Annotated in this window: 16 protein-coding genes; 13 read left to right on the forward strand and 3 right to left on the reverse strand. The window is 37.8% G+C overall.

Annotated elements, in window-relative coordinates; all coding sequences use genetic code 11:
• Position 1 precedes the first annotated feature (1 nt).
• The 6 genes from IGJ14_RS02635 (at position 2) to IGJ14_RS02660 (ending at position 5,434) form a co-directional block, all read left to right on the forward strand.
• A complete protein-coding gene (locus tag IGJ14_RS02635; protein ID WP_430608251.1) occupies positions 2-1,231 on the forward strand; it encodes a hypothetical protein in 1,230 nt (409 codons plus the stop codon).
• A 31-nt stretch (positions 1,232-1,262) separates the two neighbouring features.
• Positions 1,263-1,781, forward strand: coding sequence for a hypothetical protein (locus tag IGJ14_RS02640; RefSeq protein ID WP_019722371.1), 519 nt, complete (start codon positions 1,263-1,265; stop codon positions 1,779-1,781).
• 25 nt (positions 1,782-1,806) lie between these two features.
• Entirely contained in the window at positions 1,807-2,364 is a 558-nt protein-coding gene (locus IGJ14_RS02645) for a hypothetical protein (RefSeq protein ID WP_019722370.1), read from the forward strand.
• Between the two features lie 40 nt (positions 2,365-2,404).
• Positions 2,405-2,770, forward strand: coding sequence for a hypothetical protein (locus tag IGJ14_RS02650; RefSeq protein WP_019722369.1), 366 nt, complete (start codon positions 2,405-2,407; stop codon positions 2,768-2,770).
• A gap of 210 nt (positions 2,771-2,980) precedes the next feature.
• A complete protein-coding gene (locus tag IGJ14_RS02655) occupies positions 2,981-4,126 on the forward strand; it encodes a pectate lyase-like adhesive domain-containing protein (protein WP_065096219.1) in 1,146 nt (381 codons plus the stop codon).
• 144 nt (positions 4,127-4,270) lie between these two features.
• The gene (locus tag IGJ14_RS02660; protein ID WP_065096218.1) at positions 4,271-5,434 is read left to right on the forward strand and encodes a hypothetical protein; all 1,164 of its coding nucleotides are present in this window, start codon (positions 4,271-4,273) and stop codon (positions 5,432-5,434) included.
• 216 nt (positions 5,435-5,650) lie between these two features.
• Here the strand turns inward: IGJ14_RS02660 and IGJ14_RS02665 are convergent, their stop codons facing one another.
• Positions 5,651-7,168: a helix-turn-helix domain-containing protein gene (locus tag IGJ14_RS02665; RefSeq protein WP_065096217.1), complete on the reverse strand. Its 1,518-nt coding sequence runs from the start codon at positions 7,166-7,168 to the stop codon at positions 5,651-5,653.
• 265 nt (positions 7,169-7,433) lie between these two features.
• Between IGJ14_RS02665 and IGJ14_RS02670 the strand changes: the two genes are divergently transcribed.
• The 4 genes from IGJ14_RS02670 to IGJ14_RS02685 all read left to right on the forward strand — a co-directional run bounded on the left by IGJ14_RS02670 (position 7,434) and on the right by IGJ14_RS02685 (position 14,679).
• Entirely contained in the window at positions 7,434-7,781 is a 348-nt protein-coding gene (locus IGJ14_RS02670; RefSeq protein WP_019722366.1) for a hypothetical protein, read from the forward strand.
• Between the two features lie 42 nt (positions 7,782-7,823).
• Positions 7,824-8,627: a WxL domain-containing protein gene (locus IGJ14_RS02675; RefSeq protein ID WP_019722365.1), complete on the forward strand. Its 804-nt coding sequence runs from the start codon at positions 7,824-7,826 to the stop codon at positions 8,625-8,627.
• A 75-nt stretch (positions 8,628-8,702) separates the two neighbouring features.
• On the forward strand, positions 8,703-9,788 hold the full coding sequence (locus IGJ14_RS02680) for a DUF916 and DUF3324 domain-containing protein (RefSeq protein ID WP_019722364.1): 1,086 nt from the start codon (positions 8,703-8,705) through the stop codon (positions 9,786-9,788).
• Positions 9,789-9,801: 13 nt separating this feature from the next.
• Positions 9,802-14,679: a WxL domain-containing protein gene (locus IGJ14_RS02685; protein WP_019722363.1), complete on the forward strand. Its 4,878-nt coding sequence runs from the start codon at positions 9,802-9,804 to the stop codon at positions 14,677-14,679.
• Between the two features lie 241 nt (positions 14,680-14,920).
• On the opposite strand, the gene IGJ14_RS02690 is transcribed toward IGJ14_RS02685, so the two are convergent.
• Positions 14,921-16,408, reverse strand: coding sequence for a helix-turn-helix domain-containing protein (locus IGJ14_RS02690; protein ID WP_104776562.1), 1,488 nt, complete (start codon positions 16,406-16,408; stop codon positions 14,921-14,923).
• A gap of 1,035 nt (positions 16,409-17,443) precedes the next feature.
• Between IGJ14_RS02690 and IGJ14_RS02695 the strand changes: the two genes are divergently transcribed.
• Complete coding sequence (locus IGJ14_RS02695) at positions 17,444-17,827, forward strand: DUF7006 family protein (protein WP_019724361.1); 384 nt, start codon at positions 17,444-17,446, stop codon at positions 17,825-17,827.
• A gap of 125 nt (positions 17,828-17,952) precedes the next feature.
• Here the strand turns inward: IGJ14_RS02695 and IGJ14_RS02700 are convergent, their stop codons facing one another.
• Positions 17,953-18,129, reverse strand: coding sequence for a hypothetical protein (locus IGJ14_RS02700; RefSeq protein ID WP_019724362.1), 177 nt, complete (start codon positions 18,127-18,129; stop codon positions 17,953-17,955).
• A 231-nt stretch (positions 18,130-18,360) separates the two neighbouring features.
• On the opposite strand from IGJ14_RS02700, the gene IGJ14_RS02705 reads away from it, so the two are divergent.
• Positions 18,361-18,987, forward strand: coding sequence for a pentapeptide repeat-containing protein (locus tag IGJ14_RS02705; RefSeq protein WP_065096215.1), 627 nt, complete (start codon positions 18,361-18,363; stop codon positions 18,985-18,987).
• Positions 18,988-19,117: 130 nt separating this feature from the next.
• A complete protein-coding gene (locus tag IGJ14_RS02710; protein ID WP_065096214.1) occupies positions 19,118-19,477 on the forward strand; it encodes an MmcQ/YjbR family DNA-binding protein in 360 nt (119 codons plus the stop codon).
• Positions 19,478-19,700: the final 223 nt, after the last annotated feature.

Consider the following 19,700-nt stretch of genomic DNA (forward strand, 5'->3'; position numbering starts at 1 on the left):
TTTGCCACAGATTGAAATAACTGATCAATATACAGGACGGTGGGTTTTAGAAGAAAGTTTAACGAGCGAAACGGGGGTTATCGCGTTTGAAAACTCAACCGAGTTTATGAATAACTATGATGGCACTTATCCAGGTACTTACATCTGGGAGCCAGTTCCGCCTGAACAACTCATTGCCAAACTGGACCCTGTGAGTGACCAATCTGTAGCGATTCACGGTCATGCCACAGAATTGGTGGATCATTTGACGATTACCTATAAAAACACAGAAGGAAATACGATTGTTCTTGAAAAAGATTCTCCTCGTATTGTCTGGGGAGACTATCAAGATAACCAACAGAAAGTTCGTTCCTTCCAAATCAACTTAGCAGAAAATGAACGGCTCGAAACGGGGTCAAAGGTCGAAATCAAACTGTCAAAGCCTTCTGGGGATACAACTGGGGATGTGACAGAAGAGCAAATAGTCATCAAAGGGATTGATTATCGGAGCAATAACTTTACGTTAGATCGTTCAAAGATCAATGAGTTAGAGACAGTCGAAGGATTACATGCGCTCATTCTCCAAGAAAGTCGTGCGCAAGCAAGAAACATCTTATCCGAAGAAGACATAACCAATGATTTTCGCATCATTGAGACCGATCTTTCGTTAGATAGTGAAGAAGACGGAAGTTACTACGCTATTCTTGAAGTCGGCAATAAAGCATATCAGATGACGATCGGTATCGATCTGACCTCAAAAGTTGAACATTTGCGGGTAACGATCCCTGTCAAAATGATCTTTGAATCATTGTATGACGAAGCAGAATCGAAACGCCAGTTTGAGAGCCAAACCTATGAGATCCACAACCAATCTTCGGTAGCTGTCGATACGTATATCAACCAAGTTGCTATTGATGATCCTGCTGGAATCGTTCTTTTGAAAGAAGGGGAAGATCCACTTGACTATGTAGAAAGTGATGTGGAGGATCCTAGTTATGAGGATATTACGAAGCCATTGTTGCGCTTGAATATTCAAACTCCAGAGGTCAAAAAACAGTTATACGCAACGATGCCAGAGCAACATCTGATTCGTTTATCAGAAGGAGATCGTACACCCCTTTCCTTATCAGGAGATTTTTATGGGGATTATCCACGGTGGGTTGATAATCCTGAGATTGAGCAAGGAGGCTATTACGAGAACACGCTCGTGCCTAATTACCGAATCGTGTTACGATTCGTCCCACGAATTTAAAGAAAAAATAGTTATCAAGGAGGTGAATCCATTGGAGGAAACGAACCAAGCACAAAATAAGAATAAGCGTAAATGGCTCTTGTGGTTTTTGCTATTTTCGTTGATTGCCGGTGGTCTTGCCTATTATTTCAATCAATCAAAAGATCAGGTTCCATTGATCAGTGCGGATCTTTTACCAGCAGTTGGTGATGCCTCTGATCAACGCTTGGCGGAACGTGCGCAAGAAGTAGCCGATGCCAATTATTTTACATTACAAATCAATCCAGAAGCCGTCTTTGAGAACGGACAGAGTGAAGGCTCGATCGAGATTGTCAATCCTGGGACGAATGTTTATCCGATCGCAGTTGATATTTCTTTACTCTCTACTGGAGAGTTGATTTATTCTTCGGGAGCCATCCATCCAAACCAATTCGTAGAGAATGTAAAATTGGAAAAACAATTAACTAAAGGAGAGTATCCTGCTAAAGCCACCGTTAATATTTATGATCCTGAAACGAAAGAAAAACAAGGGGTCACTGAGGCGGAAGTAATGATTATCGTTAAAAACTAAAAAAAAAGAAAATGAGGGAATTTAGATGAAAAAAATAGTAGCAGCACTTCTAAGTACAGCAACAATCGTAGGGATCATGGCAACTGGGACAATCGCTAGAGCGGAGCAAGTGATTGACGGGCGTGAAGGAGAGACGTCAGGAGACGTTCTTGTACGTGGGATCATCGGTGAATTCGATAATACGACACCTGGACCAAATCCTGAGGATTTGGATCAATGGATCAATGTGACGATTCCAACAACCGCCTTATTTTACACAACAAAAGCCTCAAATCATACCACAATTACGTCACCTGAACACACGATTACGAATAATTCTGCTGTTGGCGTGATTGCTTCCGTTTCTGGCGTAGATACACCAACGAATATGGCTGAAGTAGACTCATTGAAAGTGAATACGATTGATTTGTTTGAAGATGGCAAGCCAACAGAAACGGTAGCTGAACTTTTCAGACTCCAAGGAAATCAAGGGACGAATGAAGGAAAATTTACTTTCACTGGTAAAGTCACGCCGGTCAATGCCTCAGCAGAGTTAAACCCAACATTTAAATTAGTTTTGAGTTTCTCTCCTAATGTAGCGTAAAAAAGAATCACTTAAATCCCAAAAAGAAGGGATCAATCGTATGCAAAGAAGAATGAAGTTGTTCTATATCACGGGACTATTCTTTATTATCGCTAATGGATTGCTTACTGAGGTAGTTGGTGCAGATACGACAACGGGACAAATCACTGTCACTGGACGAATTGGAGAAGACACTAGCACAGAAAAAAGTGTAACGATCAATGGATCACATGGAAACGAGGACAAGAAGCACACCCTTGTCGCTGATATTTCCGAACTAAAACAAGGGAAGCTACCAAAAACAAACGCTTTGAGCGGTCAGCGTTTCTTGTGGCTAGGCTATTTACTCGTTACCGCCTGGCTTGTTATTTCGACTAGAAAGAATCATTGCTCAGGTAACAAACGTCCGAAAAAGAATAGTTACTAAAAACAAAATAATAAAGAAGAAACAAACCAATAGGCCTCCGTCATTGAAAGGGGCTTGTTGGTTTGTTCGTTTCATGGTGGATGTATATGCCGAATGAGCACAACTTCTAGTTGTAAAAACAGAAAAATTCTTGCTTTGCAGAAAAAACATTTTTGATATTCCATTTTGCTTTCAGGTATGATCGCTTTATAAAAGGAAGGCGTGTTAGATATGAAAAAAATTATGCAGCTCAATTTGGTATTTTTTTTAGGAGGAATAATAGGCTTACTCTTTGTACGTTCAACAACAAGTGAAGCGACAATGCATGATTTCCAAACAAATCTTGGAATCGGAGTGAAAGAATCGGTCAATGGGATTTTGCTGGAAGATGGTGAATCATTAGCCGATAACGTCCATCATTTTATCAGTGAAGATGGGGCGTACTATGTCGTAAACAAGGAAAATCGTAAAACAGTGGAGGTAAGAACGTGGTACCAATTTCGAAATGCCATCAACGATCAAAATGTCAGCGCTATCAATGTGTCAGCTAGCTTCAATACGACCTTTCATTCGTTGGATACGATTGATCGCCCATTGACGATCAATTTTATCAATGCTGCTCGTATAGATTTGGAAAATAATCATGCACTCAAGCTGGCAAAGCATTCTACTTTAGAAATCAAAGCGAACGCCAAGTCGCCTATATTTGTTAGTCAAAATCAATTAAAGCAACCATTTATCCAAAGTTCTTATGGGAGTACGATTCGTCTAGAAGGTGAGGTGATCATCGGAGATGGTTCAACTGAACTGAGAGAGCAACCCTTTATTCGAACAGAAGGATTGATCGAGGTTCCGTCTGGCTCCAATGTAAGGATACATGAAGCAATCGAAGCGAATGATTTATTTGTGATCAACTATGGTCGTTTAGAATTACGCGCACATGAAATCACCCCCATAAAAATGGGGATCAATGGGACGATTAGAGTCGGTGAATTTTCTTCGTTAAAAGTGACGCATGGGGGGAGTCATTCAGTGATCAAAATGACTGGCGGGGAGATTTTTTTTGATAATCCGTACAGTATACATTTAAAACAGACTGGCTTCGGCGGGCTTGTCGCTCCATTGATCGATTCTTCTGCCGTACTTATGCAAATCAATGCCGTAAGAAATGCCTTTTGGGAAAATTATAATATGAGTTTTTGTCCCACTCATGTTTGGAATAGTCAATTACAGATACGACTTGGTGGCTCCCATGGTTCACAAGTTCTTCGTTCTAATTCAGTTAGTTTTGAAAAACATTTTTTAGGATTTGGTTCTTATCGAGAATACACTGCTGGAATGGAGATGCCATTATTTCCTGATACATTCCCGGAGTAACATGATTGAAATAGAAATCACAACAGCTTTTGAAGAACCTGGAAAGAATCAATTAAAAAATTTCGTATAGTCACGAAAAAACACTTTTGATTCAATATGAGTTCTTCGTTAATCTTAAATTATCAAATGAATGGAGGAAAGAAAATGAAACGAATGACTCTGATGAGTACCTTATTATTAAGTGGTATGCTCCTTGCTGGCCCAATTTCAGTAACGAATGTCGCTGCAAGTGAAATCGTACCAGAAGCACAATCATCGACAGAAGGCGAAACTGCTGGTGGTGTTCTTCTGAAAGATGGAGAAACGTTATCAATGTATGGGGAAACATTTACAAATGATGAGGATGTGGAATTTTTTGTAGATAGTCAAAATCGCAAATCTGCATCCGTAAGAACATGGTCTGGATTTAGAAGTGCTATCAATGATTCAAATGTATCAGTGATCAATGTCACCTCAAGTTTCAATAGCGCTTTAACTAGTCTAAACACAGTGAATCGAGCGGTGACGATCAATTTCCTCAATAATTCGACTATCAATATGAATAATAATCATTCTCTACATGTAGGGTTTGGTGGACATGTTCATTTTCACTCTAACTCGAATCGACCAATTGTTACAAACGGAAACCAAGTCAGACAACCATTTGTACAAGGTGTTTCTGGTTCAACAGTAAGTTTTTCTGGGAATACGTTGGTTGTTGGGAATGAACAAACAAGACAGAGACAGCAACCATTTATCCGAACAGATGGTCTAGTGCAAATCGACTCTGGCTCCCAAGTGATCATGAATGAAGCCATCGTGGCGAATCAATTGAATGTGATCAACAACGGTAGTTTGACTGTCAATTCGAATATTTTATCACCTGTACAAATTTCAACAAATGGTCGGATGTATGTGGGGGAATTCTCAACATTTAAAGCAGATCATACTGGTGGCGAGCCAGTAGTAAAAGTCCTTGGATCTGGACATTTAACAATTGATAATCCTTACCAAATCCATTTAAGACAAACGGGTTCTGCCGCTTATTCTAGTCCATTGATCCATACGTTAGGAACAAATATCCAGATCAATGCCGTTCGAAATGCTTTCTGGGCGAATAATAATTTTGGACCAACACCGACTCATGCTTGGACAGCTCATCTACAAACACAGTTAAGTGGTGCAAATGGGAGTCAAGTGGTTTCTTCGAACATCAATAGCTTTACACAGAATTTCTTAGGGTTCAATGGTTATCGAGAGTATACTGCTGGAAGTGCTAGTCAGCTGTACCCAGATACATTTCCCTCAACTGAATCAATGAACGACTAACGTTATCACGTTTTTACTCCCTCAAAGATTATTTCAATTTGAGGGAGTTTTTTTGTCTTAAAAATCGATACATATTTGCAAATCTAAACAACAAGCATTTCATGATACAGGTGCTGATAAAATAATCGTAAGCCAGGGTTAGGAGTAATCGTAGACATAGTTAAAATCTGCTTAGCAAAGACCCATTCGAAAGGCCATTGGAGTATGGTGGATTTATCATTCGTATATGGATGAGGGAAAGCTCGTTTTATCAGCTAAAAAATATTGATTGATGATTTTCGGATTGATTTTTTCGAGTAAGCGATTCCAATCAGAAGCAGAAGGAATAGACCGAAAAAGAATACATTCTGTTACTTCTTGGAATTCTTCTACATGTTCAGGATGATTAGTGATCAAAAAATCAATCTTGTTTTTAAGAAGATAGTTCTTGTTTACTTCACTAGCGTTTGGATAGAACACATATTGATATTCCATAAAATATTTATTCGATATGGCTTCAATGAACTGTATGACATGATTATTGCCTTCAAAAAGAAAGGCAATATTTTTTTTGTTTTTCCAGTAGCGTTCTCGAATGGTTTCAACGTAGATCACTAGGCTAGAAGCGAAATCTACTAAAAAGTCATGAGAGTATAGCGAATGATAAGCCGAGCTGTTTTCTAGAAAATATTGGTACTTACGACACTCATTCGGGAAGATTTTTTGAATAAATCGATTGATATCTTGCGTATTTCGATTAGCAGAAATGCACAAATATTCTTTCAGTTTCGCGGTTGTAAAAAAAGATTCTAAAAAGATCAGATTGACGAGCTTATTTTCATCGCTACAGTCTAATATCTCTAGAAACTCTTTTGCAAGTCGTTTGCTTTCTGGCCACTGATTGTATGTTGAACAAAATTGTTTTTCAACAATGATATCACTCATTTTTCTCTGTGTAATAATGCTACAGAATAAGAAAATCAGTTCATCTTCAGGCAAACGGATGCCGTAATATTTTTCAATTACGTCATTTATTTTTTCGGCATGTACTTGTTGCAGCCGATCAGTCAGGACACAGCGTAAGTGGTTATTTACGTTCACAGTATTTCCCTGCATGAATCGCTCAACCGAGATATAAAGTAAGTAAGTGTATAAGAAAAATGAGGTGTTTCGATAGAAGTCATTCTTATACAGACAACTGATTTCATTCACCGCTTGCTGAGCGGAAACAGAAGGGAAGATGGTGTGCGGAGTGATTTCAGATTCATAAAAGAACGTGCAAAAAAAATGTCGTATATCTGCTTCTTGACCAATGATATTTACGGGATCATGCGTGATATCCAAATCAAAATGAACTAACTGTGCTTGGATTTTTTTGAGGTATTTCAAGAGGGTCGTTTTAGAGAGATGTAACTGATCGGACCAATCGTCAAGGGTATATAATTCAGCAAAAAAAATTTTCTCAAGAATTAAAAAAAGTGGCTCGTTCTCAAGTAAAGCAGTTTTTTTCTCTTCGTAAGTAACTAATTTTAGTTGTTTGAATACATACCCCTGATGGGTAGATTCAATTGTGATCGAATCTTCAAAATAATCTCGGATCTGACAGATATCTTTACCAATTGTTCTAGAAGTGCTCTCAGTAAGTATTGCTAAGTCATTCGCGTTGCAACAAGCATTCTTTTCAAATTCATTGAGGATTTGAAGCCATCGTATCAGGGGTTTATTGGTAATGAAATTCAGTTGGAATGTTTTCAATGTACCCACCTCTCGTAGATCAGTTTAGTTTAGGGTAGTTGATTCTTTGTTTTAGGTGTAGCTAATTTTAAGTAAATTATATCTATTAAGTATAATTAGTAAATAGTAATAATTTCAGAGTATGGTGAAAAACGCTAATTGCGAAAGAATACGTGTGTTGTTTAAAGTATATAATGTACTCTTCTAAAAAACAAACTTGAGTCATAAAAATGTTATTTAGAAGAAAATAAATGTAGTTACATAGAATAGGAGGAATGAAATAAATGTGAAAAAGAAGCCTTGGTATTTGTTATGGACCATTTTATTGTTTCTTGGGATGCTTCATCAACCAGTTCAATTCTTTGCGGCAGAAGGCTCCTCTGTAGAAACGAATAAGAATGTAGGGTTTTACGGAGAAATCGATTATGAAGGGGACCCTAAACCACAACCACCTTCTGAAGAGCAGACGCAACCTTCTGATAAAGATGAGCAGTTAAAGGTAAAAGGACAATTACCAAAATTAAATCAAATGTTACAACAATTTGGATTATTGGGTTTATTGATCCTATTATTGGTCATTCGAACCTGGCTAAAACGAAGAGATAAGAAAATAAACAGGCAAGTTGCACTATAAAGTAGATGTAAAAAAAATAAAACAAATAGGGAGAACGAATAAATGAAAGCATTAAAACTAGTATCAATGTCAGTGTTATTAGCAAGTCTAGCAACAGGAAGTATGGTTGTTCATGCAGACGATACAGCTCAGGATGGAACACTAAAAACGAATGGACAGATTCAATATCGTGAAGCGGATGAGGACAACGGTGAAACAATTGATCCAAATCCAGGACCAGAAGAAGTCATCGTACCTCCTACTCAAGATGGTGCTTTCGCAATTGCATACGTTGGCGATTATGATTTTGGTTCACGTCAAAATTCAGCATTAGATCAATCTTATCCAGCTGCCGCTTGGTGGTTTGACATCGATGAAGAATCAACTGATTTTCCTAATCCTGATATGAATAGCCCATGGGTCAATGAAGCGACAAAACAAGCTGCACGTGCACAATTTGCTCAAGTACGTGACTTACGTGAAGACCTAACAGGTTGGAACCTGGCATTGAAACAAGAAGCACAATTTACGAATGGGGAAAGAAGCTTAAATGGTGCTCAAGTCAAGTTTGCGAATGGGACAGCTCAAAATACAAGTGACGAATTACCAACGATAAATTCAGGTTTCACGTTGATTCCGGAAAATAGCCGCGTGATCATGACTGCCGGAAGCAACATAGGCTATGGACTAAGTACTGCCATGTGGGGAGATAAAGCCAACTTAGTGCAAGACAGTGAAGTAGATGGAGGATTGGCTAATCCTTCTGTACAATTAAGTGTACCTGGCACAACACGTACAGATGCTAATTCCAAATATACGACTAATTTATTATGGACATTGTCTGCAACACCGGCAAATATCAATTAACTAGCTAGAGATTTGAAAGGTTGATAAAAAACAACGATGCAGTCAGCATCGTTGTTTTTTAGAAAGGAGATAACTATGCCTTTATTGAACAAGTTTACTGCATCTTTTCTGGTTATGCTTTATGTAATGATCGGGTTTGTTGGTTTTTCTCAAGAGGTATTTGCCAATGGTGAACTAAATTTTAGTGTTCGCACAATGACGCCTGAAAGTCAATTTGGGGATGATAAAGGCTACTTTGATGTGGAATTGCAACCAGGAGAAACAGAAGAACTCACGTTAGTGGTGAAAAATGTTAGAAATATCCCGATCGATCTCTCGATCACAGCTCATACTGCCTACACAAATATCAATGGTGTGGTTGAATATGGCGGAGAAACTGACCAACCCGATCCTACATTAAAAGTGGAAATGAAGGACTTACTGGATGTCGAAGATGAACCCATTCGTTTAGAAGCAGGAGAGGAAAAACGGATCGTTACAACCCTCACTATGCCTCAGGATGAGGTAGAAGGATTATTAGCCGGTGGCTTACAACTAAGCGAAGTGGCACAAGAAGAAGAGGAAGAGGATTCTGAGGATAAAGGAATGCAGATCATCAATTCTTTTTCTTATGTAATTGGTGTCGTAGCGAGTAATGATCGTACACAAACGATTGTTCCAGAATTGGCGCTTTTAGATGTATTTGCGGATCAAATAAATTATAGAAACGCCTTTAGTGCGACGATTCAGAATTTCTTACCTACTTTTGTGAATGAACTAAGTGTGGAAGCCGCGATACGTAGAGAAGGATCTGATACGATTTTATATCGAGCATCAGAGGAGATGATGCAAATGGCACCTAACTCCAATTTTAATTTTCCAATCTCACTCAATGGCGAACGTTTTAGAAGCGGGACATATGTGCTGAATATGACGGCTCGCTCTGGCGAACATGAATGGACTTGGGAAGAAACTTTTGATGTGACAGCAGACGAAGCAAGACGCTTGAACCAATCAGATGTTTCCGTTAAAGATACCAACTGGTGGTTGATTTCAGCAATCGTTCTAATCGTGATCATTATTAGTGTACTCGCCTATACGACATACAAAAATAAGAAAAAAGCAAAACTAATGCAAGAAAAATACATGGATACACTTTCAGAAAATAAAACAGATGACTAGAGGAGGAGGACCAATGCGTCAAAAAGTATGTAAAATGATGACTAAAATAAGTATTTCAATCTTTGCACTATATACTTTGGGTATACCTTTCCTCGCTGTTGCGGAGACAATCGATCAAGGGAGTCAACCTATAAACACGCCGAACAGTAATAGTCAATCAACAGAATTAGCTGAAGTGAAGGATACCCAGTCACTGGCACCCGCTTTTTCTTTTGAGCAAGCGGTAATAAAAGGAACTGAAAAAACAGTAACTAGCCTTTCTTTTATAAGTACAGAAGAAGTGGACAACGTAGCAATCAAACTTCCGTCAACTGCTGAGATCATTGAAGATGAATTGTCATCAGGGATGAGTAGCAGTTATGATGAAACGTTCGACCAGTGGCTCTTATCATCAGAAACTCCGAAAAAGGAATTTACCGTACCTGTGATGTTTGCAGAAGCAGGAACCTATTCAGTAACTGTAGGAGAAACGGCGACTGTTAAAGTAGAAATCACGAAGGCTGAGCCGAATCATTCTTCAGAAGAAGAAAAGTCAGAAAACAACGAACAAAAGGAAGAAAGAAATCGCTCGGAAGAGAAACAGGATGAAGAAAATATCTTTCAAGGAGAAACGGTACCAGTTTCGACTCGTGCAGAATTTTTAAGTGCACTCGCCAATCCAGAGGTTTCTACCATTAATTTAGAACGTTCGATCGATATAGGTTCAGTTATCAGTCCAGAAAACTTAGACATTGCTCGCTCGCTGAAAATCAATGGACAAATGAATACTTTGAATATTGGCACCGGACAAATGCGTTTATTGACGACTACTGAGAGCAAAACTTTAAGAATTGAAAATACTTTTCTTAATAAAACAGATACCAATCCCTTTGTTATCGGGCAATCGACTGGTGAAAATTGGACCCTTCAAATGGAAGATGTTTCAAGAGACCGCTCATCGATCAATTATTTTAGAGTAGCTGATATCTCAAGCGCAGTGGTACGAATAACTGGCGGTGAGTTAACCATAGATAATAGGATCAATCTACCAGGCGCGTTGTTTACGACAAAAGAATTTATCGTAGAAAATCAGGCAGTCGTGAAGCTAGGGAATACTCAAAATTCTGCGTTGGCATTTACGCGTGCGAATGCAAAACTGACCGTCGCAGACGGAGCAGAACTGTTTATTACGAATAGTGGAACAACGGCTTTGCAAAATTCCGTCTATTTTACGGAGAGCAATGCGACAGTTTCTGTGAAAAACAACGGTAACTTACAAATACAAGCGGATGGTGCAGCATCTACTTCGACAGACGCTACAAGTAGGAATGCGCTCTCGATGACAGGGAATCAATCGAGCATTGAGCTGGAAAATGGAAGGTTAAATGCGACAACTACAGGTGGACAGGCAATTATCATGACAGGGGAAAACCCAACAATCGATGTGGCATCAGGTAGTCAATGGCAAAGTCAATCGAATACAGCGCATTCCATCAACCTTACAGGTGCAAATGGCGCATTCAACATAGCTAAATCAACGGCAGTAATCCAATCGACTACAGGAAATAGTCTAGTCATGTCTGGAAACGATGCAACTTTTGAAGTAAGTGACGCAAGTAATGTAACGATCAACTCTAGTACAGGCAATCGGCTGACAATGACTGGTATAACGCCGACAATGACGATCAATGACAGTGATTTGAAGATGACTGCGACAACCGGGGCAGGTATTCGATTGTTGAATCAAGAAGCGACGTTAACTGTTGATAATAGTGCTGTTGCTATTACAAATACAGGGAACCGAACCGAGGATATCAATCAACTCGGCACCACCACATTAGGTAAAAATTCTACGTTACGTATGCAAAATGGTGCAACGCTAGACGTGCAAGGTGCGTTAGTATCTACCGCAGGTGCGAATAGTTTGATTGGACTTTACGGGGAAGAGTCAAAAGCGACTCTTTCAGAAAATGCTCAACTGAATCTGACAGTCAACAGTGGAACAGGCAATGGCATATATTTACAAGGAAAGAAAGCGGGTATTACATTTGCAGATTCTAAGGCTGACATACAGACCGTGACAGGAAGAGCAGTGGAACTATCTGGGGCTGAGCCATCTGTCCATTTAGATAGAAGTGACTTGACAACGAAATCAACAAGTACCGGTGGAGCTATTCTTCTGACGGGTGAAACTAGTTTATTTACCCTAGATAACCAAAGTAATATGAGTGTAGAAAATGAAGGCGGAGCAATTGCTAATGTCTCTCTTCAAGGAAATCAAGCAAAAATGGTTGTTGACAACCAATCACAACTATCTGTCGCAGTTCCAAGTACTAATTCTGCTGACACCGTCATAACGAATAATAGTATCTATTTAAAAGGAAATGCTCCTACTATGGAAATTACTCGAGGAGCTAGCGTGGATGTATTGGTCCGCTCGGGTACGAAGAGAGGGATTCGCTTAGACGGTGCGAATGCTGTTTTATCACTTAATCAAGGCGGAAAGTTAACTGCGGAAACGCAAGCAGCAACAGCGATACAATTGAATGGTGATTATGTCAAACTCCTCGCAGAGAATAAAGAGACAAGTATCAATGCGAAAAGTAACTATATCGCAACAACTGTAAATGGTGTATCCACTGTGAAGTTAGGCGAAGAAGAAACAGAAAAAATTGGACGTGAGCCAATTGTAGGAGCATCCGATTCAGCAAATATCACACTTTGGGCGAACTCATCCTCTGCATTAGTCTTGCAAGGCATCAATGGACAGTTCAATGTAAATAGCAAGGCGACATTAAAGTTAGATTCAGGTCCTTCTGGACAACTTGAAGCAAATAATGCGAATGCTACTTTAAGATTCTTACGTTCCGGTCCAAATAATACAGGAACGACGCACGGTGGCTATCAATTTAATATCAATGGTGGGGATATGACCGTGACTAAGAGAAAAGGTAACGCAGGGGGTGCGGCGCAAATGGCGCCAGCAATCCGGATGTGGGGCAGTAATAATCAAGTGACTGTTAGTAATGCGGGGCGATTGTTAGTAGTCAATGAGGGGACTGGTATTGCTCATAATGGGAATACAGGTGGTGGAAACCAAGGAATCCATTATACTGCTGGATCAAATAATGGGTTTTCTGTCAATGATCCGGGTTCAGAAGTAAGAATCTATGCGAATGATGGTCCCGCATTGGATATGAGTGATGCGACAGTAGCCGGTGGAAATACAGCCGGTGGAAATGGTGAGATCAGAGTGAGTAATTTAGGTTATTTTGAAGCTTCCGGTCGTACGGCAAGCGCAAATGCAGGTATTTTTCGTGGTCGTTCAACTACTGTGAATTTCGATAATCCGCTATTTATGGACTATCGGAATAATCGTGTAGGTGGCGGGAATATTTTTAGTAATATTGCGAGCTCCACTTTAACTGCTACTGCAAGTGATTTTGCTGTTTGGAAAGATGGTACAGACTTAGATGCCGATCCGTATCTTCACTCGAACAATATGGATTATACTTTCTCTGGCACTAACTTTTCTACGCTCACTTCAATGGAACCAGCAGAACGTTTCGATTTTGAAGCATTTGGCTCAGCGGGCTTGACTTCTTATTCTCGACTCAGCTCAAACAATGCACGTTGGGCAATCGTGAATGAATTGAGAGTACCGACAAATGCGGATAAAAAAATCCACGGGTTGATCCGTATGCCAGTTGGTCTCCATGACAGCCGCCCCGCGTGGCAAGATGAAGTGAAGGTAACTGTGGAAATCAAAAGAGATGGGGCAGTGATTCAGACATACGAAACCTTGACACATGGTCACACAGCGGAAAAACCAGGTATTAGTATCTATGATGAAGAGCCACAAGGCGGCGTTTTTGAAATCGAACTTGACGAATATTTACAAGCAGGCGATCTTGTACGTATAACAGATGTTGAGGTTTTAGCAGGTGAAATGGAAGGCGATTTTGAAAATGTGTATGAAGTGGAAGATGTCACCGTATTTCCTATCACACCACCTTCACCTGCGACTTTCTCCAATCATTTAGTTCCGGCAAATGCGCGGGTTATTTCAGGTCATTCCGACGATCCTGAGGTAGAGGTTACGGCGACTCATAATGGAGAAACAATCGATCCTACACTCATTACCATAGATGATAAAGGGGATATCAGGATTGCTGTTGAGAAGTTAAATTTAGCAGTAGATGATGTCATCCAAGTCTTCTTAAGAGATCACCAAGGTTCTGCTAGTGAAGCTGGTGTCATGAATCCACCAGAGACGAATAATCACGTAGGAAACATCAATCCGAAAACGCCATTAGCATTTCGGGATGCAACGTTTGTTCCTGCTACCACATTGATTGTCGGTGGTATGGTCGATGGAGAGCTAACGATCGATCAAGCAAGTAATTGGGACTTTGGGACCCAACCGCTTACGACTAAAACACAAACGTACCATGCATTACCGAGTCAGATAGGCGGTACGGAGCAGGAAACTTCAAGACCGAATTTTGTTCAGGTGACAGATGAGCGACCGGTATCAGAAATAAGTGGCTGGAGTTTGTTCATCAAACAAGAAGAACAATTTTCTAATCAAAAAACAGGTGAATTGAAAGGTGCCCAACTTAGTTGGAAAAATGGACAAGCCATTTCAAGCACTGGAGAAATCGGCAATGAAGATAATTTAGGTATCATCAGCACGAGTGGGATCTTGATTCCTAATAATAATAGTATTCAATTGATCGATGCCAATCTATTCATAGAGAAGCAGACATGGTTTTATAATTTTGGGGATGATTCGAATAAAGAGAGCAGTATCTTTCTAAATGTGCCGAATACAGCAAATGCAAAAGCAACAAACTATACGACGCACATCAATTACTCGTTTCAAGCCACTCCTAAAAATCGAATAGAATGAACCAGTCAGTGGTGATTAAAATTGACTGGAAATGAAAAAAATAAAAAGGAATTCAATTGATCGGTACATTAAGGTCAATTGAATTCCTTTTTTAGATGTAAGATGTAGCAAGTGATGATTATAAGTATAAATGCACTGAAAGAGTCGTCCGAAGACCATCTACTCCGAATCGGTGTAGTTGTATTTACTTGTTTGGATCACTACATTATGCAGTAGAAAAAATGAATAACTGTAAGTTTAACTAATGTTGCGTTCTAAATTTTTGTAATAATTGAGGATCAATTTTATTTAGTAATTTTTTCCAATCTGAGGCATCAGGTACTGTTTTTAATAAAAGACATTCAAGACCTAACGAAGAAAATGTCAAGTATTCATTGTAATTCGTGACTAAGAGATCAATCTCATGATTTTCAATATAAGAGGCGCATAGCTCATTTGGACGAAGAAAGTAGATATTTTGAAAGCCCCCTAAATATTTTCGAACTAAGGCTTCGAGATGTTGACTGATATACTCATTTCCTTCAAAAATAAATGCGATATTCGTAGGGTTTTTCCAATATTTTTCTTTGATTGACTCAGTGAATATCGTTAAACTAGCACAGATATCATCCAAATGATCATCAGAGAACAAATGATGGAAGGAGGAATTTTTTTCTAAAAAAGCTCGATTTTTTTTATATTCATTGCTAAACAAGGTTTTGGCATACTCATTTGTATCTTGGATATTTTTATTTCCGCTTTTAGACAATAGACTACGTAGCTTGATGGACGTGAAAAAAGATTCTAATAAGATTAACTCGTGTGCTTGTGTGTGCGTATTTCTCTTGATCATTTGATAATAGTCACTTGTAAGCGCTATTATTCGAGGCCATCGATTATACCTTTCACAAAAATATTTTTCCTGTCTCGGATTTTCGATACCTCTACGGCATAAAACAGAAATAAAAATAAAAATGGCTTCTTCTTGTGTTAGGTCAATATTAAAATAATCTTTTACAATCGAATAGGCAGGTGAAAGTCGGTGAAACTCTGGATCATTAAGGACAATATCTTTTAATTCAGGGTCGAGTTCCACCATACAACCACATAATATCCGTTCAATAGAGAGGTATAATAAATAACTAAAATAACCAAATGAAGAAACTTTTTGATTAGGACGCTCCAATAGGTTAACAATTTTAATCACTACTTCTTGCGTCGCAATTGATGGAAAAACCGTGTGGGGTGTAATATCTGATTCGTAATAGAAAGCAAAATAAAAATTTCGAATATCGGCTTCTGATCCGATCAAATTGACGGGATTTAGCTCAAGGGTGATATTGAATTCTTTTACTTGATCTGCAATTTTTTTAACGTACGTGATCATCGTGCTCTCAGAGATATGAAAATAATCTGCCCAATCATAAATAGACTGAAGTTCGTTGAAAAAAATTTGTTCAAGAATAATAAAGAGTGGTTCATCTTCGAGAATCGCTCTTTTTTTTTCTAGGTAGGTTTCTGAAGAATGGATGTTTAAAGAATAACCTTGTTTCGAGGATTGGATATCCGCGACGTTCTCGAAATATTCTCTCAAATAATTGATGTCGTTGACTAATGTCCTGGCTGTACTGTTTGTCATGCCAATCAGTTGGGCTGTCGTACAGATTCCAGTAGACTCTAACTCTTTCAAGATTTGGAACCAACGTAATTTTACTTTATCTGTTATAAAATTTAATTGAAAATTTTTCAATAGAACTTTTACCTCCTATCTAAATCTTTCTAGGGAATAGAAAATAGAGCATAGGCTTGCATCCATTGCGAAAGTTAAAGATATATTTTTGGAATTTTCCAATTTCTTATTTGTTAACAAGTGAGATAGAAATTCAAAAAAAGTTAGAATATTTTCAGATGTATATTTTTAATAAAAGAGTAAAGGAGAATTGCTTTTATCATAGTATTCATTTAGTTAGGAACTCATTAAATCTAAGTTTCTTACATGTTGAATATGAGAGTAATGTTCAAATTGAGTAGTGGACATTCATATAAATTAAAAGTAGCTTATGTTATCTTTTGAGTGAAAGGTTAACGTTTTTTATTTGCTTATTGGAGCGTTCAATTTTACATGGTTATTTTAATCAGTATCAAATGAGTTGGTTTTACTTCTATGATCAGTTTTTGATAGTGGTTCAAAGTGTTCAGTAGATAAACGAGCTACTAATACCATTCATTACGGATATTCGTCCTTTCTATTTTTTTTTAGCAATCCACTTTTGCACTAGCGTAAGGTTAAAAAACAAATCGCTTTCAGATTGATAATTAATATTACCTAATAACTATATTAAAATAACTTAATGACAACAATCGATAAATTTCAGAAAACTATGAAATTATTCAATTGAAGTATTATTTGAATACTGTAAAATTGCATGAAGAAGTTAGAAATTAGGCGTGTTATTAGTTCAATTTGTTTATTAATTATTGCGACGAAAGAGGCTTGTTCTTAAGGTAGTCTCACATAAACAATTTTAAGTAATGGGAAAAACTGATTTGGATCTAGTAAGATGTTCTCTGCATTAAATGTTATTATGGAACACATCAAATATAGAATCTGTTACTTTCATTAATGAGTAAATATAAAAATAATCTGTGAAGAAAGATATATTTTTTTGTAATTATTTTCTTGAGTGAAGTATCAAAATGTAAGCGTAATTAAATTTGGTGAATCTGACAAATAAATCTTAAAAGAAACATTAATGTGGTTTTTAATGTTTTAAGGAGGGAGTGAATGGAAACGAAAAGAATTGAAACGCCTGAAGAATACTTGGCCTATTATGATCAGAGAGTAATCAATCATTCTTTTATCAGTAAACATCCAGAAATGTTTGAATTTTATCTTGATTTACGAACAAAATTCCTAATGACTTATCAGCAAACAGATGCCACTCTTTTTCTGAAATTAGCAATATTATTAGATATTGATGCACAGCTACAGATCCTATTAGAATTGATCAAAAGTACAAACAAAAGTTTATGTGAAGAATTAGGGATGACAGAATCAGAAATCATTTCAATGATCGCCAAAGATAAAAAATGTTTTTACAGAGAACTAACAGGTCTTGACATGAATCACTCAGTACCATGGCAGTTGATTTATCTTAGTGAATCTTGAGGAAGCTTGATTGCTCTCATTAAGATAGAAAAAATTCAACGAACTAGTCGCAGGTAAAAAAACAAAGGTCGGGACAAGAGAAGTTATCTCTATCCCGACCTCATATACATATAAAAATTAATAGATTATTTCCGTGTCTTGATCATATCAAAAACGTCATAAGCAACAAATCCCATTGCAAGCAAATAAAGCGCCCAAGTAAAGATCGAATTTGTGATGAATTGGTAGTATAGATTTAAACTGCAAAGGGTGTATAATGCCAAGCGTAGGAATGTGAATGGTTTGGAATGATAATTAGTCAAAATAAAAGCCTCCTGAAAGATACATATCCTATTTAAACAATAAAATACTCGTTACCTATAGTGTACGGTGAAAGCTATTTCATTGTCAAATTCCTACAGGGATCAAAGCCAATTAGCTCGCAAGAAGATACGAGTAAAAGCAGGTTTATCTATGAAATAAATCACGTTGTTTTTTCTTTATTCTGTTATGATAAGGATAGTAAAACAAACAGATAGAAAGGAGCTGAATGTATGGCAAAGAAAATTGCTTCACCAGAGTTGCCCGAATTAGTTGAGGGAACCTTTTATTTAGAAGATGAAACAACCTTTTCAGGTATTTTTTCTGAAGGGGAAGACCAAAGCTATCTTAGTTCTCGCAATATCGTGTTGAAGAATAGCCATATCAAAAAATTAGCGATGCAAAAATCTCGGTTGGAGCGGTTTGAATGTAGCGATATCATTTTTGAAAAGTGTGATTTCTCAAATTTAGAATGGTTTGGTGCAAGCTTTCATCGTGTGCATTTCAAGCAATGCAAATTGACTGGAACCAATTTTTCTGACAGCTTTTTAAGAGACTGCGTCTTTGAAGAATGTGTGGCAAACCTGTCTTCTTTTAGCTACACGAATATGAAGTTCGTTCGATTTAGCGACAATCAATTGAAAAATACTGATTTTTTCGATAGCAATTGGAAAGATCTAGTAGTAGAAAACAATGACCTTTCAGGCTCAAATTGGGTCAATACGCCACTGAAAGGATTAGATTTTACAACGAATACATTTTCTCAAATCAACCTGTCATTGGAATTACTTCGCGGACTGATCGTCAATCAGGAACAAGCAATCATTATTTCGGCGGGGTTGGGATTGGTGATTGAGTAGGTAAAACAGAACGAACAATGTTAAGAAATTAGTCAATTTGATCGAATACATCCTAGAATCAACCTAGAGCATAGTTGAATTATTTCATGACCACTAAATTTAGTTTATTGGCAGAAAGGAGAACTTACCGATGGATTTGACAGAAAAACTTGTCGGTTTTGCTGCTACCTTGGAAGCCGTCCAAATGGATCATCCGTTTGGAAAATTTCCAGATTATATCGTGTTCCGCCATCAATCAACAGGTAAATGGTTTGGTTTGATCGTATCTGTTGAAAAAGACAAATTAGGTATAGAAGGCGAAGGTCAAGTCCCCCTCGTCAATGTCAAAGCAGATCCAGAAATCATCTCCATCCTGAAAAAGAGTAAAGGCTATTATCCTGCTTATCATATGAATAAAAACCATTGGATAAGTGTAGCTTTGAATGGTGCAGTCGCAGAAAAGCAACTCTTTTATCTGCTGAAAGAGAGTTATGATTTAACAAATGGTTAATAAAAAATCAAAATAATAGCAGAATATCTCAATTTAGCCAAAAGCAATCCAACGATCACTTGGATTGTTTTTTTTTTTTTGAAATTTAAGCGCTATCTTTTTGTTCAAAAAAAATTACCAAAAAAATTACACAAAAAACAGATTAGCTTTAGAAAGAGAATAGGTCTGTTATGTATGATAGTAAATATAACAAGAGAAACATAACTAAAACAAATAGAAGAGG

Source organism: Enterococcus sp. DIV1304_2 (genome assembly GCF_050555445.1).
Lineage (GTDB): Bacteria > Bacillota > Bacilli > Lactobacillales > Enterococcaceae > Enterococcus_B > Enterococcus_B pernyi.